This window comes from Vibrio sp. V33_P6A3T137, assembly GCF_009904835.1.
Classification (GTDB): Bacteria; Pseudomonadota; Gammaproteobacteria; order Enterobacterales; family Vibrionaceae; genus Vibrio; species Vibrio metschnikovii.
Genome location: NZ_WXWK01000075.1, coordinates 13,498 through 35,451, shown reverse-complemented (window position 1 = coordinate 35,451; position 21,954 = coordinate 13,498). Strand labels below are relative to the sequence as shown.

The 21,954-nt window shown below is 45.7% G+C and carries 19 protein-coding genes; 8 read left to right on the top strand and 11 right to left on the bottom strand.

All coding sequences use genetic code 11. From position 1 onward, the window contains the following. Positions 1-45: 45 nt before the first annotated feature. Positions 46-1,239 (bottom strand): class I SAM-dependent methyltransferase, encoded by a 1,194-nt coding sequence (locus tag CAG60_RS07110; protein WP_161438595.1) that lies wholly within the window; start codon positions 1,237-1,239, stop codon positions 46-48. Positions 1,240-1,500: 261 nt separating this feature from the next. On the opposite strand from CAG60_RS07110, the gene yccX reads away from it, so the two are divergent. Next, positions 1,501-1,779 carry an acylphosphatase gene (gene yccX / locus CAG60_RS07105; RefSeq protein WP_040904273.1) on the top strand — a complete coding sequence of 93 codons (279 nt, stop codon included), beginning with the start codon at positions 1,501-1,503 and terminating at the stop codon, positions 1,777-1,779. Between the two features lie 51 nt (positions 1,780-1,830). On the opposite strand, the gene CAG60_RS07100 is transcribed toward yccX, so the two are convergent. The 3 genes from CAG60_RS07100 to CAG60_RS07090 all read right to left on the bottom strand — a co-directional run bounded on the left by CAG60_RS07100 (position 1,831) and on the right by CAG60_RS07090 (position 4,210). Continuing rightward, a complete protein-coding gene (locus CAG60_RS07100; RefSeq protein ID WP_004395190.1) occupies positions 1,831-2,160 on the bottom strand; it encodes a TusE/DsrC/DsvC family sulfur relay protein in 330 nt (109 codons plus the stop codon). Between the two features lie 126 nt (positions 2,161-2,286). Then, entirely contained in the window at positions 2,287-2,946 is a 660-nt protein-coding gene (locus CAG60_RS07095) for a Bax inhibitor-1/YccA family protein (RefSeq protein WP_040904274.1), read from the bottom strand. A 241-nt stretch (positions 2,947-3,187) separates the two neighbouring features. After that, positions 3,188-4,210 (bottom strand): amino acid ABC transporter substrate-binding protein, encoded by a 1,023-nt coding sequence (locus tag CAG60_RS07090; protein ID WP_161438594.1) that lies wholly within the window; start codon positions 4,208-4,210, stop codon positions 3,188-3,190. Positions 4,211-4,388: 178 nt separating this feature from the next. Between CAG60_RS07090 and CAG60_RS07085 the strand changes: the two genes are divergently transcribed. Next, positions 4,389-5,327, top strand: coding sequence for a precorrin-2 dehydrogenase/sirohydrochlorin ferrochelatase family protein (locus CAG60_RS07085; RefSeq protein ID WP_161438593.1), 939 nt, complete (start codon positions 4,389-4,391; stop codon positions 5,325-5,327). 88 nt (positions 5,328-5,415) lie between these two features. On the opposite strand, the gene yidA is transcribed toward CAG60_RS07085, so the two are convergent. Continuing rightward, positions 5,416-6,222, bottom strand: a complete 807-nt coding sequence (yidA, locus tag CAG60_RS07080; RefSeq protein WP_004395194.1) for a sugar-phosphatase — start codon at positions 6,220-6,222, stop codon at positions 5,416-5,418. Positions 6,223-6,541: 319 nt separating this feature from the next. Here yidA and queE point away from each other — a divergent pair, with 319 nt between their 5' ends. The 3 genes from queE (at position 6,542) to CAG60_RS07065 (ending at position 8,270) form a co-directional block, all read left to right on the top strand. Continuing rightward, on the top strand, positions 6,542-7,216 hold the full coding sequence (queE, locus tag CAG60_RS07075) for a 7-carboxy-7-deazaguanine synthase QueE (protein WP_161438592.1): 675 nt from the start codon (positions 6,542-6,544) through the stop codon (positions 7,214-7,216). Between the two features lie 11 nt (positions 7,217-7,227). Further along, complete coding sequence (gene queC, locus CAG60_RS07070) at positions 7,228-7,926, top strand: 7-cyano-7-deazaguanine synthase QueC (RefSeq protein ID WP_161438591.1); 699 nt, start codon at positions 7,228-7,230, stop codon at positions 7,924-7,926. A 119-nt stretch (positions 7,927-8,045) separates the two neighbouring features. Further along, positions 8,046-8,270 (top strand): hypothetical protein, encoded by a 225-nt coding sequence (locus CAG60_RS07065; RefSeq protein WP_004395197.1) that lies wholly within the window; start codon positions 8,046-8,048, stop codon positions 8,268-8,270. A 101-nt stretch (positions 8,271-8,371) separates the two neighbouring features. Here CAG60_RS07065 and CAG60_RS07060 read toward each other — a convergent pair whose 3' ends face one another. From CAG60_RS07060 to CAG60_RS07050, 3 genes are all read right to left on the bottom strand, one after another. After that, on the bottom strand, positions 8,372-8,917 hold the full coding sequence (locus CAG60_RS07060) for an MSHA operon transcriptional regulator (RefSeq protein WP_161426486.1): 546 nt from the start codon (positions 8,915-8,917) through the stop codon (positions 8,372-8,374). A gap of 235 nt (positions 8,918-9,152) precedes the next feature. Further along, positions 9,153-10,922, bottom strand: a complete 1,770-nt coding sequence (locus CAG60_RS07055; RefSeq protein WP_154168090.1) for an ABC transporter transmembrane domain-containing protein — start codon at positions 10,920-10,922, stop codon at positions 9,153-9,155. Between the two features lie 2 nt (positions 10,923-10,924). Then, positions 10,925-12,667, bottom strand: coding sequence for an ABC transporter transmembrane domain-containing protein (locus CAG60_RS07050; RefSeq protein WP_161438590.1), 1,743 nt, complete (start codon positions 12,665-12,667; stop codon positions 10,925-10,927). Positions 12,668-13,576: 909 nt separating this feature from the next. Between CAG60_RS07050 and copM the strand changes: the two genes are divergently transcribed. The 3 genes from copM (at position 13,577) to CAG60_RS07035 (ending at position 16,159) form a co-directional block, all read left to right on the top strand. Then, positions 13,577-13,951, top strand: coding sequence for a CopM family metallochaperone (copM, locus tag CAG60_RS07045; RefSeq protein ID WP_161438589.1), 375 nt, complete (start codon positions 13,577-13,579; stop codon positions 13,949-13,951). 148 nt (positions 13,952-14,099) lie between these two features. Then, on the top strand, positions 14,100-14,777 hold the full coding sequence (locus CAG60_RS07040; protein WP_004395202.1) for a heavy metal response regulator transcription factor: 678 nt from the start codon (positions 14,100-14,102) through the stop codon (positions 14,775-14,777). Next, a complete protein-coding gene (locus CAG60_RS07035) occupies positions 14,774-16,159 on the top strand; it encodes a heavy metal sensor histidine kinase (RefSeq protein ID WP_161438588.1) in 1,386 nt (461 codons plus the stop codon). Before CAG60_RS07040 ends, CAG60_RS07035 begins: the two co-directional genes overlap by 4 nt. Positions 16,160-16,253: 94 nt before the next feature. On the opposite strand, the gene CAG60_RS07030 is transcribed toward CAG60_RS07035, so the two are convergent. Genes CAG60_RS07030 through CAG60_RS07020 form a run of 3 tightly spaced genes read right to left on the bottom strand, consistent with a single transcriptional unit; the run spans position 16,254 to position 21,651 of the window. Then, complete coding sequence (locus tag CAG60_RS07030) at positions 16,254-19,058, bottom strand: Hsp70 family protein (RefSeq protein ID WP_161438587.1); 2,805 nt, start codon at positions 19,056-19,058, stop codon at positions 16,254-16,256. Positions 19,059-19,117: 59 nt separating this feature from the next. Continuing rightward, positions 19,118-21,019 (bottom strand): Hsp70 family protein, encoded by a 1,902-nt coding sequence (locus tag CAG60_RS07025; RefSeq protein WP_161438586.1) that lies wholly within the window; start codon positions 21,017-21,019, stop codon positions 19,118-19,120. Beyond that, positions 21,019-21,651 (bottom strand): DUF2760 domain-containing protein, encoded by a 633-nt coding sequence (locus tag CAG60_RS07020; protein WP_154168102.1) that lies wholly within the window; start codon positions 21,649-21,651, stop codon positions 21,019-21,021. The genes CAG60_RS07025 and CAG60_RS07020 overlap by 1 nt, the downstream gene beginning before the upstream one ends. Positions 21,652-21,954 lie beyond the last annotated feature (303 nt).

Here is a 21,954-nt window from a genome sequence, read left to right as displayed (position 1 = left end):
ATTGGAAAAATAATGGCCTCGAAAGAGGCCGTTATTTTATGGTATTTACATCACCTTGCAGGCAAAGCCTTTCAGATAAAAACCTTCTGGGTATGCGGTATCAACGGGATGATCCGCCGCTTGTTCGAAGCGTTCGATAAACTTCACGTCGCGACCGGCATCCAGTGCTGCGTCGGCAATGATTTTTTGAAACAGGACTTGATCCATTAAACCCGAGCACGAATAGGTGAGTAGGGTGCCACCAGGTTTTAAAATTTGCATCGCTAACATGTTAATGTCTTTATAGCCACGACAAGCGCCGTTCAACTGAGCTTTAGACTCGGCAAACTTAGGTGGGTCCATAATCACTACGTCGAATTGCGTGCCTTGCTCTCGGTACTCGCGCAGCAGTTTAAACACATCCGCATTGAGAAACACCGCGCGTTTTTTGCTGATATCAAATTCATTGAGCTCGGCATTCATTTTCGCATTATCGAGTGCTGGCTGTGACACATCGGCATTAATTACCCGCTTAGCGCCACCTTTTAACGCGTATAACCCAAAGCCACCGGTGTAAGAGAAGCAGTTGAGTACTTCTTTATCTTTAACGTATTTCATCGATTGCTGACGGCTATCGCGTTGATCAAGATAAAAACCAGTTTTATGGCCGCCAACTATATCAACACGGATTTTAATGCCATTTTCTTCAATCACCACCACCTCTGGTGGAACTTCTCCGTGCAATACACCAACGCGCTCTTCTAAGCCTTCTTTCTTACGCACTGCAACGTCTGAACGCTCATAAATATGACAATCGGCAAAACAGTGTTTAAGTGCGGCGATCAAGTGCGGTTTTTGGTATTCAGCACCGGCACTGAGTAGCTGACAGACTAAATAGTTATCATATTTATCAATCGTTATACCGGGCAAGCCATCCGATTCCGCAGCAATCAGGCGATATCCAGTGACGCCGTCACGCTCAATCAATTCGTCGCGCAGTTTTTGAGCTTGCTGAATACGTTTGATAAAAAAATCATTATCAATGCTTTCATTGTTAAAGCTCCATACACGAGCACGAATTTGAGAGTGGGGAGAGTAAGCCGATTTCGCTAACCATTGTCCATCATGCGTGTAAATATCGACCGTTTCACCGAGTTGTGGATCGCCTTCAACTTTGCTGATGCCACGAGAAAAAACCCAAGGATGTTTACGACGTAAAGATTTATCACGACCTTTGACCAGATAGATTGCAGGAGTCATTGCGCTACTCAAAAAGATTAATAAAAATGGGCAGGCATTGTCGTGCAACTTGGGGTGAAAAGCAAATCAGAGTATCCCTTTGCTTTATCAATGCTACGGCATTAACTACGCTTATCCTCAGTACTCATATCGCTATATTGATCTTCATGAGATAACGATGCTTCATTTACCTCTATAGCGTTACCAAATGGTTATCTACCTACAACGGCAAGTCGCTGAGAGATATACTCTACTGGAGATGACTTTGACGTGGAGGAAAGTATGAATAACGTAATAAGCGATAAGTTTATCGTGTCGGGAAGAGTACAAGGGGTTGGCTTTCGTTACCATACCGCCTTGCAGGCATCGAAGCTTAGTGTGCTCGGTTATGCGAAAAACCTTCCTAGTGGTGAGGTTGAGGTGCTGGCGGTTGGTCAATCAGAACACGTTGAGCAGCTCTTTATATGGCTACAACAAGGGCCGAAAACGGCACGAGTGGAACAAGTGATGCGCAGTCAAGTCACTATCGATTCAGTACCATCGGATTTCCAAATTTTATAGCGAGTTCAAAGAGGGCTGATTCACTGTCAGCCCTCGGCTGTTTAGTCGGGCTTATAAGCACTTCGCGGGTTTGGGTAAGCCTGCGAGCTTTGTTGCTTGTTTAGCGGGACCTTTAGGAAACAGCTTAAACAGGTATTTACTATTGCCTTTTTCCGGCCCGTGGGCTTTTTCCATTGCCTTGACTAGCATGCGAATCGCGGGAGAGGTTTGGTATTCTTCATAAAATTGACGAACAAAATGGATCACTTCTAAGTGCGCATCACTCAACAGGATCCCCTCTTCATTAGCTAGAATCTCTATCATTCCTTCTTCCCAAAGGGTGTGATCAAGTAAATACCCTTGTGCATCGGTTGCAATGCTTTTACCGTTATAGTCGAACATCAGTTTCTCGCCCCAATTGAAAAGTGCGCATAGGGTAATGGAGGCTTGGTTTTTGCTCAAGAGAAAACAAAGGCCCGAAAGCAAGCTTTCGGGCCTTTGGGTAATGTTATTTCAGTTGTGTTGCGATTAGTCGCGCATGATGCCAAGAATCGTCAACAAGCTGATGAATAGGTTGTAGATTGAAACGTAAAGGCTGACGGTCGCAGAGATGTAGTTAGTCTCACCACCACGAACAATTTGCTGAGTTGTTAACAAGATAACACCGGTTGAAAACAACACGAACATTCCGCTCATTGCTAGGTGCAGCATTGGCATTTGTAGGAAAATATTTGCCACAATACCGATAAGCAGCACAACGAAGCCAGCCATCAGTACGCCACCAAGGAAAGAGAGGTCACGCTTAGTCGTTAACGCGTACGCTGATGCACCCATAAAGGCTAAGGCAGTACCACCTAAAGCGGTGAGGATAACATCGCCCATGCCTGCACCGATGTACATATTGAGGATTGGACCAATCGTATAACCTAAGAAGCCAGTAAATAAGAACGTAAACACTAGGCCAAGGCTGTTGTTACGGTTTTTCTCAGTTAAAAATAACAGACCATAAAAACCGACCAGCATAAGAATTAAGCCAGGGCGTGGTAGGTTCATTGCCATAGAAACGCCAGCGACAACCGCTGACCATAATAAGGTCATTGAGAGTAGCGCATAGGTGTTTCTTAGCACTTTGTTGGTTTGTAGAGCACTGTCATAAGACGAGGTGCGTGAATACATTGGACTGTTCATACTCTTCCTCATAGAAGGTGTAGTTAACTATGTAGACAGTAATGGGGTGAAAAGTTCACTATTTCAATCCCATATCTGTATTTTTGTTTACGAGAATAATAATCAAAAAGCGCGAATTAAGTGTGAACAAGTTGTAACATGATATTACTTGCGTTCGCTATTCATACTAGAACGGTGCGATCGCGCTTGTGAATAGGTAACGCTTATTCTACGTTAAAATAGACGTAATAATAAGAAACTTTTAGCGTATTGGTGGGGCGTACATAATTCCTCCCGCGTTCCAAAGGGCATTCAGTCCACGTGGAATGGCTAGAGGAGAGTCTTCGCCGACATTACGTTGAAAGCTTTCACTGTAGTTGCCCACTTGTTTGATGATTTGATAAGCCCAATCGTTATTAATGCCCAGTGGACGTCCAATTTCTCCTTCAACACCGAGGAGTCGTCTGATTTCAGGGTTGGTTGATTTGCGCTTTTGGTCGACGTTGGCTGAGGTAATGCCGAGTTCTTCGGCGTTAATCATCGCGGCGAGCGTCCAGCGAGTGATATTTAACCAGCGATCATCGCCTTCGCGAATCACGGGGCCAAGCGGCTCTTTGGAAATGATTTGTGGTAGAATAATGGCTGAGTCTGGTTTCACTAAGTTCAGTCGCAAGGCATATAATCCAGACTTATCGGCGGTGACCGCAACACAGCGCTCTGCATTGAAGGCGCGGGCAATTTGTATTGCAGTATCAAACACCACGGGTTGGTAACTCATGCCGTGATGACGAAAATAATCATCCAAATTCAATTTGGTGGTGGTTTCTGATTGGACGCAAATAGGGCGATTATTAAGCTGGCTGAGTTGGGTTATGGCGGACTTTTTAGTAACCATAAATCCTTGGCCGTCATAAAAATTAACGCCGACAAAGTTTAAGCCCATGGTGGTATCTCGTTCAAATGTCCATGTAGTATTGCGAGAAAGCACATCGACCTGTCCCGATTGTAAAGCATTAAAGCGCTCGCGAGCCGTTAACGGCACGTACTCTACTTTATTTTTATCGCCTAATACTGCGGCGGCGAGGGCGCGACAATAGTCCACATCCAAACCTTGCCATTGACCTTTGGCATCGGCATCAGAAAAACCCGCTAAACCAGTACCGATCCCACAGGTGAGTTTTCCTTGGGTTAACACGCGGTCTAAGGTCGTTGGCGATGCAAAAGCGAGATGAGTGGTTAACGATAATGAAACCGCACAAACAAGAGTAGCCAATCGATTCGCCATGGGAATATCCTTCTTTGAGCAGAAGCGCTCGGTCAATTTGTCAGTTATTATAAGCGTAGATAAGATAAGTCACTTCTACCAAGTCAAATTAATGTTAGATTGCTTCAACAACCTATCTACTGTTAGTGTTGGTTTTTTGTTAGCATGAATCGATTGAATTAAAAGGTAAAAGACTAACATGCGCTATTTTCCAGTATTTCTTGATTTGTCCAATAAAGCCGTTTTAGTGGTGGGTGGTGGCGAGGTAGCGTGTCGAAAAATTGAGGCGCTGATGCGTGCTGGTGCCCATATCACGGTAGTGTCCCCCCATATTACCCCTCAATTGCAGGCCTGGGTTGAGCAAGACCGCTGCCAATGGATTCAAAACTTCTATTCCTCAAAATTTATTAGCGCCGATTATGTGCAAGTTTGGGCGACCACAGATAATCCCGATCTGAATCATCAAGTGTTTCGTGATGCCAAGTCAGTCGGAGTTTTGGTTAATGTGGTCGATGATCAGCCTTATTGCGATTTTATTACTCCGTCGATGATTGAGCGCGGCCGAATTCAATTGGCGATCTCTAGTGGTGGAGCTTCCCCAGTCTTGATCCGCAATATTCGTGAAACCCTCGAAAGTGTTTTACCGCAAAACCTCGCGTTATTGGCTGATTTTGGCGCTTCGAAACGTAATTCGATTAAAGATCATCTCACGACCGTCGATCAACGCCGTAAGTTTTGGGAACTATTTTTTGCGCAAACTGCGGTTAAAAATGCCACTAGCCGTGAAGCATTAGAAAAGCAGTATTGTGCGGCACTAGAGCAGCCGATCGATGAACGAGGAGAAGTGACGTGGATTGAGTGTGGTAGGGATGTTGAGCTGCTTTCACTAAAAGCGTTACGTTATATGCAACAAGCGGAGTTGGTGTTGTTTTGTGACTCTTGTGACCATGAGTTTGTTAACTTGTGTCGTCGTGATGCTGAGCGCGAACCGTTTAGCCATCCTGGTCAATTAAGCGAACGTTTAGCCAGTGCAAAACAGGCTCAGCAGCGTGTAGTGATATTAATCCCTTCGGCACGTCAAGAATATGTGCTTTTGCAAGGGCAAGAGAAAGTGCTTAAACAAGGTAGCGAAGGGTAGCGTTCCCTTGATACCTAAAACACCACTCTAGTTTGAGAGTATAAAAACCCCCGAATCATTTGATACGGGGGTTTTTAAATGGTGTTTCTTAACGTAAAGCAAACTGCTCAATCGCAACAGCAACACCGTCTTGATCATTGCTCAAGGTAATATGATCCGCGATGCGTTTTGTCTCTTCCATGGCATTGTCCATCGCAATACCGAGTCCTGCATATTGCAACATATGGTGATCGTTTTCAGCATCCCCCATGCACATCACTTCAGAGGCCTGAATGCCTAAGTGTTCAGCAATCGCTTGTACGCCAATGCCTTTATTGCTTTTAGGATTAAGGAATTCAACAAAAAATGCCGCACTTTGTACAATCGTGAAATCTCGATAGAACTCAGCTGGAATTTTCGCGATGGTTGCGGTTAACACTGCTGGCTCTGCGACAATCATTGCTTTGATGATCGGATGATCATCTTCCAACTGGTCAAAGTCCATCTCAGTGATGGAAATGCCATTTATAGTCGCTTCGACTTCAGTATATTGGCTGACTTTTGGGGTGATCAAACCATGAATTTGACTAAATGCATGGGTATTAACGCCCAGCTCTTTGGCTAATTGTGCTACCCGTTTAGCCGAGCGACCATCAATAATTTGTTGATAGATAACTTCCCCCGTACCGACGTTTTGCACCATCGATCCGTTGTAGTGCAATACATAGTCTTGATCTGAGGTGAGGTGTAAAAGTTCGAGTTTATCTTGCATCCCCGCGAGTGGACGACCAGAAGCAAGCACGACTTTAATTCCTTGCTCGCGAGCTTTGGCTATCGCTTGTTGAGTGCGTAGAGAAATCTGCTTTTGGCTATTGAGTAAGGTGCCATCCATATCGAGCGCGATCAATTTATACATGTGTTACCTAAAATGACTAAAAAGAGAGTTACCGCTGGATTTATCGTTTTTAGCCCATTTTCCGTGGTGCAACGGATAAATCGCTTGGCTTGAAAGTATGACAAGATACGTGTTTTTTATGAAAATCTAAAGTCAGTTTATAAAAAGCGCGGGATTGAGGTAGATGAATCAACCTCGTCAATAACACTAACGGTGCAAGTAAGAAGGGAGCGGAGCCCTTAACGAGAAATTATTGATGATCGGCGGGTTTAAATTGACCTCAAGTTGAGCATCTATTAAGGTCTGCGGCCTAACGTTTTATCAGCGCAAATATAGGCCAATGACTTTGTACAAAGTGAATGAAATATTTGAAACCATCCAAGGGGAAGGCGTCTTCACTGGTGTCCCAGCGGTATTCGTACGTCTTCAACAATGTCCGGTTGGTTGTGCTTGGTGTGATACTAAGCAAACTTGGGATGCTGAGCCACAAGATCAGCGTAGCTTCGAGCAAATTATTATCAAACAAGGCGATAGTCCAACATGGTGTCAAGGCTCTGCGGAGCAGATCGTCGCTCAATATCAGCAGCAAGGCTACACCGCCAAACATATTGTGATCACGGGTGGCGAGCCTTGTCTTTATGATCTTGTCCCTTTGACGGAAGCGTTTGAAGCGATTGGCTGTCAATGTCAAATTGAAACCAGTGGTACGTTTGAGATTAAAGCCAGTGCGAAGACTTGGGTGACCGTGTCACCGAAAATCGCGATGAAAGGTAAGTTACCGATTGTGCCGTCAGCACTACAACGGGCCAATGAAATCAAGCATCCAGTGGGTACAGAAAAAGACATCGCACAGTTAGAGGCCTTATTAGCACAAGTAGCGATAAGCCCTGATACCATTATTGCTTTGCAGCCGATCAGTCAAAAACCACGGGCAACCCAGTTATGTATAGAGACTTGTATTACCCGTAACTGGCGTTTATCGATCCAAACCCATAAATACTTAAATATTGCTTAAAGGAATCCAACATGAATAAAGCAGTCGTGGTATTCAGTGGTGGGCAAGATTCAACTACCTGTTTAGTGCAAGCCTTGCAAGAGTTTGATGAAGTTCATGCGATTACGTTTGATTATGGGCAGCGACATAAACTTGAAATTGAAGTTGCTCAGCAATTAGCACTCAAATTAGGTGTCAAAGCACACAAAGTGATGGATGTCAGCTTGCTTAATGAACTGGCGATCAGCTCACTAACTCGTGATGATATTCCGGTCTCTCATGAATTGCAGGCAAACGGTTTACCGAATTCCTTTGTCCCGGGACGAAATATTTTGTTTCTGACTTTAGCAGGTATTTACGCTTACCAAATTGGTGCTGATACGATCATTACTGGGGTGTGTGAGACCGATTTTTCAGGGTATCCGGATTGTCGAAATGATTTTGTCAAAGCGATGAACCACGCTTTGGTGCAAGGAATGGATCGCCAATTAACCATTCGTACTCCGTTAATGTGGTTGAATAAAGCAGAAACATGGGCGTTAGCGGATCAGTATCAAGCTTTGGATTTAGTGCGTAACGAAACGCTGACCTGTTACAACGGCATGATCGGGGATGGCTGTGGGACTTGTCCGGCTTGTGAGCTTCGTAAAGCCGGTCTGAATCAATATTTACAGCACCCTCAATCGGTTAGCCAATCTTTGTTCAGTAAGTACACCATCGATAAAGGGTGATCAAGATAGTGTTTTAAGCGTAAAAGAGTGTAAATACTGTGTATAATGACAGTGTTTACGCTTGACAAGCCTAGAGGCTGAGCTATGCTGGTTATATAACCAGTGGTAAGGAGGTCTCTATGTTGTGGGAAACATTAGAACGCGTTAACCGCCTACGCCAACAGGCGATATCAAACCCTGAGTTCATTCAATCAGCCAAAGAGCACGAGCAAACGTTAAAACACGTTGAGCAAGAGTTCGAACCTAAACGGCGTCGAAAAGCCAGAGCCAACAAAGTCAAAGCGCTGGCGGATATTTATCAACAAACCGAATTTAGTCATAACCCTTCCGGTGTACAACACTAACCTTTTATTCCACTCAGCCAGTTAGGGCTGGGTGGTTGACTGACTCTTTATTGATCATGCTACCTTTTTGTCGCCTAACGGCTTAGTTCCTAACGGCTTAGTTAAAGAGAGGCTTTAACAAAATAGGGATTGGTCTGTTTGTTTTCAGAGCCGAATTCTGAACGCACTATGCGGTTCCATAATACAGAGTTAAATTGTCCTTTGGGGATCGATGGGTAGAGCGTTTCCAGCTCTTCTTGCGCAAACCGCATAAACTGCTTTTTTTGTTGCTGATTGTATTTGCTCAACACAATGTTGTATTGCTTAATCCATTCGGTTTTAAACGCACGTAAAGCTGGCTCAGCCTGTTCAAGAGGCAAACGAGACAGATAAATTCGTTTATAAGTCACCTTTCGGTCGATCATGGTGAGCATTGTCGTTTGGATGTATTTGCCGTGATGAGTGATAGAAATATCCTCGGTAGAGAATGGGGTTAAACACCAACCACGGGGCAAAAAATCAGCTTGATGATACTGTTGGTTACGTAGCGTTAGCGCTTGGTGCAAAATAATATCGGAGGTTCCACGAAAGGTCGATTGCCATTGACCTATACGAACTTGTATTGAGCCTGGTAGGCGAAACACATTCATAAATTTATCGGCGTTCATAGACATATCATACAACTGCTTTACTTAAGGTGATCTATCCTGCTAATGGGGTTTAGAGCTGAACGGTGAGTCATCATGACAGCCGCGCATCATACCGTAGTCATGGATGAGATAGCGAGTATTTTATCATTAATGAGGGGGGATCCTAGTAGGCATGAGATACGAAGGGATTTTTTATCATTACTTGAGAGAGGTGCGATATACCGCTTCGTTCTGTTTACGAAGCGGTATAGGATTAGCAAACCGGTTCGAGCGGTGTTTGATGCTCAATATCACGCAGATGTTCACCCACTTGCTGCATTTTATACATTTGCGCGTAACGTCCTTTTTGAGCCAGTAATTCTTGATGTGAGCCTTGTTCGACCAGTTCGCCATGATGCAAAACAACAATTTTATCGGCTTCCATAATGGTTGATAGGCGGTGGGCAATCACCACTAAGGTCATATCATGGCGTAACGCATGGAGGCTACGCTGTATTAATGCTTCTGTGCCTGAATCGATATTGGCTGTCGCTTCATCTAAGATCAGTATTTTCGGTTTAGCGACTAAGACACGAGCCATCGCGAGCAGTTGTTTTTGTCCGGCGGAGAGATTGGTTTGACCTTGCCCCAATTGAGTGTCTAATTGCTCGGGATAGTGCTGAATCTGCTCAGCCAGTCCGACTTGATGCAACGCTCGCCAAATTGACTCATCACTGATCTTGCGTCCAAGAGCAATGTTATCACGCACTGATGACGGTAGAACATGTGGGTCTTGCTGCACCATGGCAATGTCTTTTCTTAATACGGTTTTATCGAGATCATGAATCGCTCTGCCATCAATCAATAATGCCTCTTGTTCCACCGGATAAAAGCCCATCAATAACGAAGCGATGGTACTTTTACCACTACCGGTATGGCCAACTAAAGCCACAAAGTGCTGATGAGGAATAGTCAAATTAATCTGCTTGAGTACGGTTTGCGTTCCATCATAGCTGAATGAGAGATTATTTAAGCAGATGGCACCACTGGCCAGTGGTCGAGTATCTTCACCATAGGTTTGTTGTGGCGCATCGATCATCTCAAAAATTCGTTCACTGGCGACTAAGGCTTGCTGTAATAGAGCCAGTTGTTGAGTCATTTCTATTAGCGGCTCGGTAATTCGTCCGAGATAGCTAATAAACGCGTAAAGTACGCCAACACCGATTAACTCAGTGCCACTAAAACCAAAAATAGCCACTAAGGTTAATAACGCAATGCCAGCCAATAGATCCATTAATGGACGAAGCAGAATACCATTTAAGGTGATCACTTTTTTACCGGCATTGAAATGTTCGGCGGTCAGTTGTTTGAATTGTTGGTTAAAACGTTGTTCTTGGCGCATTAACTGAATCACACTCATACCTTGAATCGATTCACTCATGTTGCCATTGATGTCAGTAAGTAAATCACGCATTACCCGATAAGCTGAAGTGCTGAGTTTTTGGAAAAGTAACATGAACCCTATAACCACGGGTAAAAGAACCAGCACGACCAGCGTGAGTTGCCAGCTAAGTAGCCACATTACTACCAGCATGACGGAGATCATCACAATATTTCTAACCACCGAAGCGATCAGTAATTCATAAAACTGTTGCAGCGATTCAGTATCGTTGGTTAACCGTGAGACCAACTTACCGGTTGGCGTGTAATCGAAGGCTGACAGCGGCTGTCGAAGGACACGATTAAAAGCCTGTTTACGAATGGTTTTGATCACCCCTGTGGCGACAATATTAAATTGAATACTTTGCAGATATTGAAACAGCGCTGAACACAGGGTAAGACCAAGATAACCGGCTGCTAATAGCGTTAACGCTTGCTGAGAATAATCCCCTTTAGCAATGTGTTCATCGATAAAGTGTTGGATAAGCCAAGGCCCCCCTGCATTCGCTACTGCAGCGATAAACAGAAACAACAGGCCAATCATCATCGGCTTGGGTTGTGAGAGAGGGTAGGTAAACAGGCGTTTTATGGTTTGCTTTCTCATGTTTATTCTCCCTCAATCGCTTGAGCCAGTTGTTGATATTGGTACATCTCGGCATACCAAGCGTGATTGGTCAGCAAGCGTTGATGTCGACCGCGTTCGGCGATTCTCCCGTGATTAAGGACAATGATTTCATCGGCTTTCTCTAAAGCGGTTAAGCGATGAGCAATGATAATCAAAGATTGCTGCTGGTTACTCGTTGCAAGGTTACGCAAGATGGTATGCTCAGTGCGTCCATCCACCGCTGATAACGCATCGTCGAGAATCAATATTTCGGCATTCAATAACATCGCACGCGCGATCGCTATGCGCTGTTTTTGTCCACCAGATAGCGTGATGCCTTTTTCACCGACCTCGGTATCGTAACCTGCTGGAAATTTCAAAATATCGTCATGAATACAAGCCAGTTTCGCTGCTTGGTAAACCTCTTCTTGAGTGGCGGTAGGGCAACCTAGGGCAATATTGTCAAATATCGAACGGGAGAAAAGAAAAGGCGATTGGCTCACCACCGCAAATTTACGGCGCCATTGATCCAATTTGGCCTCTTTTATCAACACATCACCATAACGAATCTCCCCATGTTGTAACTCTTGTTGCCGCAGTAGTAAGGCGACTAAGGTCGATTTACCACTACCCACGGGGCCAGCAATACCCAACATCGCACCGGGTTTAAGATGAATATGGCACTGTTCCAAAGCCGCGGGAAGTTGTGCATCCCAGTGAAATTGTTCGATATGGATTGTTAGTGGCTGAGCTTCGTTTGGTAATGCATGATCACCACTGATGATGCTCGGCGCAAGGTCGAGTACCTCTTGCAAGCGATCCCAAGCGGCAGAGCCGCGTTCTAAAATGTTAAATAAAAACGCAAATGCTAACATCGGCCAGATCATCAGGCCGAGATACATAGTGAACGCAGTGAGATCACCTAGACTAATTTCTTGCTGAGCAACCAGATAGGCACCGACGCTGATACTGATAAAAAACGATAAACCAATCGCCAACTGGATCGCGGGATCAAAACGGGCATCGACACGAGCGACGGCAATGTTTTTATCGCCAGTTTCGTTGACCATTCTTTCAAAGCGTTGTTGTTCTTGGCTTTCTAGGCCAAATGCTCGCAACATACGCACGCCATTTAATGACTCTTGAGTCATGTCAGACATATCAGAGAAAGCTTCTTGAGCGACTTTAAAGCGCTGATGGAGAATGCGAACAATGAAAAAAATCGCTAATCCAAGAAAGGGCATAGGCAATAGTGCCATTAGGGTTAGTTTCCAACTGATTTGAGTACTCATAATGATCAGTACAGCAATACCGGTGATCAGTGAATCTGTCGCGGTAAGCACACCTTCGCCTGCCGTCATAACAATATTTTTCACGTCATTGGTGCCACGCGCCATGAGATCGCCGGTTTTATAGCGTTCAAAAAAACGTGGCGGCTGGTGTGATAGGTGTTGATAGAGACGGTTACGCAGAATACTGCCCAGTTCAAAACTGGCACCAAATAACCAAATACGCCAGAGAATTCGACAACCATAGATGATAAGAATGACCACCAAGAGTCCACCCAGCCATTGCAATACTTCATTACGCGTCATAGTGTTGTCGACGACACCATCCACAATATGGCCAACGGCTTTGGGGGTAATAAGTTGCATGGTTGAAATAAGCACGAACAGTAAGATAGAACCACAATAATGTTGCCAGCGTAGTCTAAAAAACCAGCGTAAATGCCAAAATATTTTCACAACTTTCTCCTAAATTCTCGATGGCGTTTGAGGTATCGTAGATATTCTCTTCCCTGATGACTTGATAACGCCGAGATTCAAAAACTTTCCTTTCCTGTAAAACGCTATGGCTCAAGGAGAGGGAATGGCGATCAATCGCGAGTAGGTAGAGTATTGGGAATCAGTAAGTTACGATAGAATGATTGTTACACGTCTTATTTATTCTTTTTCTCTTTCAATGTTCTGCGTCATTAAATGCTTTCACCACGGTAGTCACATGACTTATGTCTATCTACGCTTATCGTGGTCGATGAACGGATGATCCGTTTGCCACCTAAAGCCGCTCGGGGTGATTGAACTGACTATTATTAACCGATGCTCAATTAATACAAGTTCAATTGTTACTAATGTTAAAAAACGGCATAAAACAGTGAATAAAAAGTGGTTTTATGCCGAAATATCCTCGTCTATGCTGAATGCATCCAGTTTTATAGAGTGTTAATCGGTTGTAGAGTGCTCTTTCTAATGCCTTGAATCACGGCAGTGATGCTCACGGATGAGTTTAGGTACTCGTTATCCCTTTCCTATTTGAAGCTGTAGCGGTGTTGGCTATGTTCGTTCACCCCAATCACATCGTTTGCCTATGCTTATGGGGATGATGAGAACCATCCGTGGCTCTCACCAAAGGCCAGCCTACGGCTGTTCAAATTTGTTCCAGACAAATTTGTCAGTCACTTGTCGCCTACCTGCAACTCCAAGTCGTTTGGGTATAGATGACAAGAATGTAATCTTCAGGTCATGTTACTGACAGGCAGCGCAGACTATGATTAATCTGTTCCAGCGACCAAAGCAGATTGTACTTTGGGTTGGGAGCAATGTTGAGTTGTCAGGCAATGGCAAAATTTTTATCACGTTTTTATCGAGGTGTTTATGTTACGTAAAGTAGGGCTATTGACCAGTGTCTTGGTGATGTTTAGTGCCGTGACTTTTGCGGCCACCGATGGGCATGCCAAACACCATACAAAGATGGCTGCCCCTTCGACACAATCAGCGTCGATTGCGGCTTATCAAGCCATTAATGATCAAATGCACCAAGCCATGAATATCAATTTTACCGGTGATGCCGATGTGGATTTTGTGCGCGGAATGATTCCTCACCATGAAGGTGCGGTTGAGATGGCGAAAGTGGTATTAGAGCACGGTAGCGATCCTAAAATTCGTGCTTTGGCGCAAGCGGTCATTGCAGCACAAGAAGAGGAAATTAGCATGATGCAACAATGGTTAGCGGAACGAGGCCTTAACTAATTCGTTAAAGCTTATGCTTAGGGTCTGTTTGTGTGGTCAACAGACCCTAGTGATACGATCCTTTTCGACAATGTTCTCGTTAAGTATTGTTATCGTTTGGTGTTTACGAGAACATAACGCCACCTGTCCTGAACTTTAGTAGCGAATGATGAAAATCTTGATCGTAGAAGATGAAAAGAAAACCGGCGATTATTTACAGCAAGGGTTAAGTGAAGCCGGTTTTGTGGTTGATCTGGTACGTGATGGCATTGATGGATTACATCTGGCATTAACAGGAGAGTATGACCTCTTAATATTGGATGTTATGTTGCCGGGACTGGATGGGTGGGGTGTGTTAAAGACGATTCGTCGTGCTGAATATCATATGCCGGTGCTGTTTTTGACCGCGCGGGATGCCGTTGAAGATCGTGTGCATGGGCTTGAATTGGGTGCTGATGATTACCTCATCAAGCCTTTTGCTTTTTCCGAATTGCTTGCTCGAGTTCGGACCTTATCGAGAAGAGGGAAAACGCAAAAGATCGATCACTTACAGGCAGCAGACTTAGCGCTTGATCTGGTGAAACGTCGAGTGATACGAAATGGACAAAGAATTGATTTAACAGCGAAAGAATTTATCTTATTAGAGTTATTATTGCGCCGACGAGGTGAAGTTTTATCGCGCTCGTTTATTGCTTCTCAGGTGTGGGATATGAATTTTGATAGCGATACGAATGTGATTGAAGTGGCTGTGCGTCGTTTACGAGCGAAAGTTGATGACCCCTTTGAGCCAAAGTTAATTCGTACTGTTCGAGGAATGGGGTACGTGCTTGAGGTTGACGAGACGTGAAATTGGCGCAATCTCTAACCGTTAGACTGGCGGTGTTGTTTGCTCTGATGGCGGGTGGACTATTGATCATCATGGGCGTGTTAATTGAGCGCTCAGTGTCCCTTCATTTCGATGAATTAGATAGCCATGAGCTTGCAACTAAGTTGACTACTATAGAAAGACTCCTATCGACGACGACTTCTCATCACTCACTTGACACCTTATCGCCCCGAATCAATGAGATCCTTGTAGGGCATGATAATGTTGCCATTTTGATCGCTATTGCCGATCAGCAATGGCAATATGCTCTGCGTGCTGAACACCTTGAGCCGATTAAGACTCATTTAGTCACCTCTAAGCAACCTTTTCTCAAATGGAGCGATGCCTCTGGGGCGGATTTTATTGGTATCGCCACTCAGTTTTCTGTGTCATTACCAGAGCTTAGCGACGTTAATGTCTTGGTCGGGTTAGATATCTCTCATCACGTGCATTTTCTTAATACCCTACGCTTACAATTAGGCATCGGGATTGGTATTGCAACGTTATTTGCGGCGATGCTCGGCTGGATGGCCGCCCATAAAGGCTTAGCGCCAATGCGAACGATTGCTGGTACAGCAAGGCGATTATCGGCACATAGCCTTGGGGAACGGTTATCAACAGAAGAGGCACCCAGCGAGATACAAGAACTGGTGCAAGCTTTTAATGGCATGTTAGAGCGTCTCGAACAGTCGTTTCGTCGTTTGAATGAATTTTCTGCCGATATCGCTCATGAGTTACGCTCACCAGTCTCCAACTTGATGACCGAGACACAAGTGGCGTTATCACGCTCTCGCTCGGCAGAGGAGTACCAAGAAGCCTTACATTCTAACCTAGAAGAATTTGAACGCTTAGCCCGGATGATTGCTGATATGCTGTTTTTGGCTAAAGCTGATAATGGCATGCTGCCGAAACCTGAGCAAAATGTTGCACTTGAATCAGAAGTGCGCGCTCTGTTTGAATTTTATGAAGCTTTGGCAGAAGAAAAGGGCTTAACGATGAAGTTGGTCGGTAAGGGCTCCGTGATCGGTGATCGTTTAATGTTACGAAGAGCACTGTCTAATCTTTTATCTAACGCGATTCGACATACTCCCGCTGAACACGTGATTACGGTGACGATAAAAAGGGTTAATCATCAGGTTCACCTTCTAGTGAGTAATCCGGGAGAGCCAATCCCTCGCGATCAGATCCCCTTGGTGTTTGAGCGCTTTCATCGAGGCGATCCTTCTCGTCTACGTCAAGGCGATGGCTCTGGTCTCGGTCTTTCTATTACCCGTTCAATCGTTGAGGCTCATCAAGGTGAGATTATACTGGAGTCTGATCCCCAGCAAACGACATTCACGATACGGCTCCCCGCTCATCCATAACTAGCGGTGAAAATACCAATATAATAAAGAACAGCTACCGTGACTGTCCTTTATCGATCTTAAAGTCTATCAACACCTTCGTTACAACTGACGATTAATGTTCAATCAGCTGTAGGCCATACGGTAAAGCATCACCAAAGACACGTTTTGACTCACTCGCAGAAAGCTCACTGACGCTATCGACCAGAGCTACCCATGCATCCGGAACCTTACTGTGTTTCAGTTTGCTTAACACATCGCGACGCATGGAATCATTAATATCAAACAAGCGATCACCCGTTTTACGGCACATCATCACGGTGGCAAAAGCAATCATCGGTTCTTGTTGCCAGTTTTGCTCAAGCAGAGTGGGTAACCATTGTTCTGCTTGTTCTCGCGCAATAACGGTGTGTTGGCTGCCATAAAATAGACTGCGTGAGGCAAGTCGGCCAAATGCCCACCAGTGAGCCTGAGCGAAGTTGGTTTGGTTGAGGGCTTTATTCAAAAACCAAGTCGCGAGCAGCACTTTATCTTCAACATCCAGATGTTCTAACGATGCAGCAAGGCGCACCATCGCTTCGTAGCCCATCTCTTGCGCTGCTTTCGCCGTTTGTGGGTTTTTTATCGCGCCGGGATGCAAGTATTTGGCAATGTCGGCTAGAATTTGCTCTTGTTGGCTTTGGTTTAATCCCCCTGCAATTCGCCTCCAAAATACCCACCAATCGCTCCAACCTTGTTGATTTTGAAACTGAATACCTTGCTGATAGAGACCCCATACCTGATCGATGCGCCATGGGTCGGTGCTATCACCAAAACCTGGACGTAATGTAAACCCAGCCAAGCGTAGCCAATGTTTTTCGTGTGCTTCTGAGCGACGGCGACGTTTACGTCCTTGAGCTAATACATCAAATAAATGGCGCAGGGTGGTGAAATCCCATTCATCGCGTTTGCCCAGTTGTTTCTCAAGGGTTTTGGTTAAGGTTTTTATCTCGTTATTCGCTGCACTTTTGGTATTACCGCTGTACAAACGAGCGATTAAGGTTTTGCATTCCGATAAGCGAGGATGAAGAGAGGCTGGTTGCTGCATCGCTTCGGTTTGCTGACGAACTTCGAATTCTAATGCCCAGCGTTTACTTTCATCGTCGACGTGAACACACTCTATTTTCAATGTACCAACTTCGGTTAGCTGACAGGCCAGTTGTACTTCAATGCGCTCTTTTTGGTTGGCATGTAAAACCGCCCCTTCACCTTCGAGGCTGGTAATGTAGGGCGGTAAAGGCGTAAATCGTTCCGGTTCAATGTTGATCAGCATCCCATTTTGTATTGGCGCTTTTTCATCAATCGTATCGTAACTGGAGGTAAGAAGGTTAAAACGGACAGGCTCGCCTAATGTTAACGAGAAGCGCCGACCAGTTAAGCGGATCTCTTGCCCTTCTTCACTGCCTTTAGCGAGTAAACACAATGCCTTGCCTAAATGATTCTTTTCGGGAAGATGTAAAAAATACGAGCGGGCAGATCCGCCGCCAATTTTCAGCTGTGCACCACGTCGAGCCTTGGCAAACGCGACAGCACCAAGCGCTACGGCTAAATCAGGGTGAGGGTTATCTAATACGGTTATTGGCGCCCCTCGCCAGTCGGTCAGCAGTTGGGTAAGACGTTCGGTAATTAATGGGCTATTAAAAACCCCACCGTTGAGCAGCAACCCAACAGGTATCGCTGGCTGTGTGGTATCGAGCTGATTGAGTGCTGATAGCGCAACAGATTGATGCTGGTGAAGAAATTCGGCGACATGTTTACTCACTGCAGGGTCAGCGACGTAGGGCAAGCCAAATTCGACCACCGCACGACGCCGCTTATCAGGCAACTGTGAAAATTCAGACCGTGGAAAGAATCCTTCTAAAGCAATCTGATGCACTTCTTGGCGAGTGAGCGAGACGCTTTTACTGCCACCGAGCAATTTAGAGCCACTGCCTAATAGGGTGATTTTTACGTTGTCTGGGGGATTGGTAGACAGCAGTTGCTCTTTTGCTTGCCGTGTTTGTTGAATCAATTTACTCAGGCTTGCAGCGCTCAGCTTTTGGTTCGTATTGAAATGTTGTTCCGCAAGATGGGCGAGGGCGAGGTCTACGTTATCACCACCGAGCATGAGGTGCTCACCGACACCAACACGATTGAGGATTAAACTTTGCTGGTATTTGGCTTCAATTAAGCTCAAATCGGTGGTGCCACCGCCGACATCACAGACTAAAATCAAAGGGACTTCGCTCAGTTGCTCACTGGCGGTAGCGGAATGACGAGCATACCAATCGTAGCAAACGGCTTGTGGCTCTTCTAATAAAATGATGGTAGATAAACCTGCCAATTGCGCAGCATCGAGGGTGAGTTGACGGGCTGTTTCATCAAATGAGGCTGGCACGGTGACTACCACTTCTTGATTTTCTAACCGATCTCCCGGATGGCGGTGATTCCACGCTTGACGGATGTGGTTGAGATAACTCGCACTGGCAATCACCGGTGAGACTTTATCGACATCACTCGCTCCAGCCCAAGGTAAAATGGCGGAGTGTCGGTCGACACTCGGATGAGACAGCCAGCTTTTGGCACTCACCACTTGGCGACCTTCGACTTTGGCACCGAGCGCTCGGGCCCATTCACCAATGATTACCTGAGGAAGATCGCCACTGACCGCTTGATGTTCCCAAGGTAGGGTAAGATCAGCGGCGTTGACTTGCTCTGCTGCTGGGTGATAGCGAAAAGAAGGCAATAACGGTCTACGCACCACTTCACCGGGCCCAATTAATTGATCGATCTCGAACAGAGTCACGGGTGAATGCAATAAATCCGTGGTTAGCTCGCAATAAGCAACGACAGTATTGGTGGTACCTAAGTCAATGCCCACCAGAAAACGAGGAGATGTCATGACAACCCTTTTCATGAATAAAAACGACACTCTGAAAGTGCCGTTTTTGTAATGGATGGCTAAGCGGTCGGTTGCGCTTCTTCACGGACATTGAATTCAACATGCCACGTTTGGCCATTATCAGCGGCGATGGCCTCAAGGCGTAACGTTCCTAACTCCGTGACTCGTGCAGCTAAGGTGACAGGGACAATTTCACCTTCGCGACGGCCTTCTGATACCGGTAAAGTGACTTGGATCTCCGGTAGTTCTTCTAATTCGTCATCTTGCCAATGATCCAGATGGGTGCCTGCGGCATCGTCACGGCGAGTTGTTGAGCCAAAAAACTGGAAGTTAACCGGTTGACCAATCACTAAACCAAAAGTTTGGCTGGGGACGTCGACGCTAGAGCCTTCTTCCATACCAAACGGTGCAACACAGAGTGCTTCCATTGGCGGAGCCATACCGGGAATTGCTGGCATCGCACTTTCAATACCCACGTAATAACTCGAAGCTATACCACCACGAATACGCACCCCTTGACCGCGGCGAACCACACCATAATAAGCGGCACCTCTGGCAACGGCTAAGTCTAAGTCAACGCCCGTCAGGCGTTTAGCGATTGGAGCGTTGGCTTCGACTAGCCATTGATTAATGGTGTCTTGCAAACGTTCAGCTAAGAGAGAGGATTTTAACACTCCGCCATTAAACAATATTGCGGTTGGCTTAATAAAAGCGTTTGACGGTGATGATTGGCTGGGCATGCCACCAAGAAACGGATTGAATTCTTGGTCTGTTGCCTCTGTGGTTGCGTTGGCTTGTTTGGCAAGAAACGCGGCAATATGGCGAGTAATACCCGCATCTTGCGCATAAGGTAGGCCCATTTGGGTTAATGCGCCACGGCTGCGTTGCTGCGGATGATCATTAATCGTCACTTTCGGGAAGAAGCCGTCAATCAGCATTTGCTGAACGTCATCTTGTGTTAACTCGGTTTTCAATGTGCTACCGAGCAGTTTGGATCCGCGACTTGGCACAACAATCGGCATCGCTTGTCGTTGACTATCATTCAATAACGCTTCTTTGGCATCGCGGCAAGCGTGAGTCATCGCTTGCACTTGCCAAGGTTGTAGATCTTTACCTTCTTTGGCCAGCTTCATTTTTAAGTGGTAGGCAAGAGCGAGATCCATATTATCGCCACCGAGCAAAATATGCTCACCGACGGCGATGCGTTGTAAACTTAGTGTTCCTTCATCTTCGGTCACTTCAACCAGTGATAGGTCGGTAGTACCACCCCCAATATCCACCACCAGTACGATATCGCCGACATTGACCTGATCACGCCATTGATCATGACTATTATCGATCCAGCTATACAGTGCGGCTTGAGGCTCTTCGAGTAAGATCAAATGGGTTAAGCCAATATTCCGCGCCGCTTCAGCCGTGAGCTCTCGCGCTGCCGGATCGAACGAGGCGGGTACGGTGATGGTTACTTCTTGATCACAGAGCGGATGTTCGGGATGAGTGTGATCCCACGCTTGTTTTAAGTGCTCAAGGTAAAGCTCGGTGGCGCGTAGGGGAGAGAGTTTCTCCACTTCTTCGGGACTGCCAGCAGGTAAAAATGCTTCACGACGATTCACACCGCCATGGCATAACCAAGATTTCGCACTGGCCACCAAGCGAATCGGCGTTTTAGCGCCAAGGTTGCGGGCAATCGCTCCTACTAAGGCATTGGGTTTATCTGTCCATGGCAATACACGAGACGCTGGATTCATTTCGTGTTCATGGGGTTGATAGACGAAAGAACCAAGCTGATTGAGCGATTCGACGCTACCCGGTGCGCTGAGCTGAGGAATCGGCATCACTTGCACACTCGCGTGTTCGTTGCGTGTATCACTATAGGCAAGCACACAGTGAGTCGTACCTAAATCAATACCGACACTAAAAGTTGCTGATGGTTGCGTGGAGAGATCGTGTTGATGTTCCATTATAGCTCTACCTCTGCTGGGGCAATGATTGAGGGATCATAATGCTCGGCCAGTTTCGGCAAGTGTAGTGCGCTGGCTTTCCACCCTTTGTGGATCAACGTACCAGTAAACGGTGCTTGTCCGGTCACGTTGCCGATCAAACGAATCGCTTGCGAGTTGAACCCTTGTTCAACGGTGATGCGGGTCTCTTCTTCTTCAGTACGAATTGGCTCTAACGTTAAGTATTCTTTGAGAACTTTTTGACCGCCCGAATGGATAACGCGAGCCGCTGCACCGACTTCTTCGTCAGAGAATGCGCTGAGTTCTTCTTGTAAAAAGTCAATGAAGCGGGCTTCTTTTTGCAAAATGGCCAGCAATTGCAGTGCCGAGTCAGTCGATGTCGTGGCAAGCTTGGATTCTACTTCGACCACTTTTTCAACGATTTTTTCTACTTCAACAATCTTTTCGACTTCAATAATTTTCTCCACCGGTTTTTCCACTTCGACGATCTTCTCAATCGGCTTTTCAACGATGGTTTCTATCACACGCGGTTTACGAAGAATCAGTAATAACAGAGCAAATAAGCTGAAAATAGCAAGGACAGCGTGGAGCATGTCGACGGTGGTTGGTATAGCGCTTAAATCGAAGTTCATGATGAATTCTCAATATTAGGTCTAACAAATACAGCGTGGTGCAGTATTTTGATGATCAGAATAGCTTGATAAATAAGGGCAGATATTAGCATATTCAACCGATGAGGCATGGTTAAATCGGTGTTTTCAGGGTGAGAGTGCGACTATTCGTTCGCTTTTTAAGCGCTCAACGTGGTGATTTGTCGAGTTTGTCGACAATCGTTTTAAAATTGCGGCAACCAATCGTGGCGCTACGGTTTAATCGTCGAGTTTTGGCAGAGAGTTGGGTAGTATTTGTGGTTTATTGACAATCAGTCACGGAAT

Coding starts and splice junctions, on each gene's coding strand:
- CAG60_RS07040 (WP_004395202.1), top strand. CDS start 14,100: ATGAAAATCTTGATCGTAGAAGATGAAAAGAAAACCGGCGATTATTTA.
- CAG60_RS07085 (WP_161438593.1), top strand. CDS start 4,389: ATGCGCTATTTTCCAGTATTTCTTGATTTGTCCAATAAAGCCGTTTTA.
- CAG60_RS07095 (WP_040904274.1), bottom strand. CDS start 2,946: ATGAACAGTCCAATGTATTCACGCACCTCGTCTTATGACAGTGCTCTA.
- queC (WP_161438591.1), top strand. CDS start 7,228: ATGAATAAAGCAGTCGTGGTATTCAGTGGTGGGCAAGATTCAACTACC.
- CAG60_RS07090 (WP_161438594.1), bottom strand. CDS start 4,210: ATGGCGAATCGATTGGCTACTCTTGTTTGTGCGGTTTCATTATCGTTA.
- CAG60_RS07055 (WP_154168090.1), bottom strand. CDS start 10,922: ATGAGAAAGCAAACCATAAAACGCCTGTTTACCTACCCTCTCTCACAA.
- CAG60_RS07065 (WP_004395197.1), top strand. CDS start 8,046: ATGTTGTGGGAAACATTAGAACGCGTTAACCGCCTACGCCAACAGGCG.
- CAG60_RS07110 (WP_161438595.1), bottom strand. CDS start 1,239: ATGACTCCTGCAATCTATCTGGTCAAAGGTCGTGATAAATCTTTACGT.
- yccX (WP_040904273.1), top strand. CDS start 1,501: ATGAATAACGTAATAAGCGATAAGTTTATCGTGTCGGGAAGAGTACAA.
- copM (WP_161438589.1), top strand. CDS start 13,577: ATGTTACGTAAAGTAGGGCTATTGACCAGTGTCTTGGTGATGTTTAGT.
- CAG60_RS07025 (WP_161438586.1), bottom strand. CDS start 21,019: ATGGAACATCAACACGATCTCTCCACGCAACCATCAGCAACTTTTAGT.
- yidA (WP_004395194.1), bottom strand. CDS start 6,222: ATGTATAAATTGATCGCGCTCGATATGGATGGCACCTTACTCAATAGC.
- CAG60_RS07030 (WP_161438587.1), bottom strand. CDS start 19,058: ATGACATCTCCTCGTTTTCTGGTGGGCATTGACTTAGGTACCACCAAT.
- CAG60_RS07060 (WP_161426486.1), bottom strand. CDS start 8,917: ATGAACGCCGATAAATTTATGAATGTGTTTCGCCTACCAGGCTCAATA.
- CAG60_RS07100 (WP_004395190.1), bottom strand. CDS start 2,160: ATGTTCGACTATAACGGTAAAAGCATTGCAACCGATGCACAAGGGTAT.
- queE (WP_161438592.1), top strand. CDS start 6,542: ATGACTTTGTACAAAGTGAATGAAATATTTGAAACCATCCAAGGGGAA.
- CAG60_RS07020 (WP_154168102.1), bottom strand. CDS start 21,651: ATGAACTTCGATTTAAGCGCTATACCAACCACCGTCGACATGCTCCAC.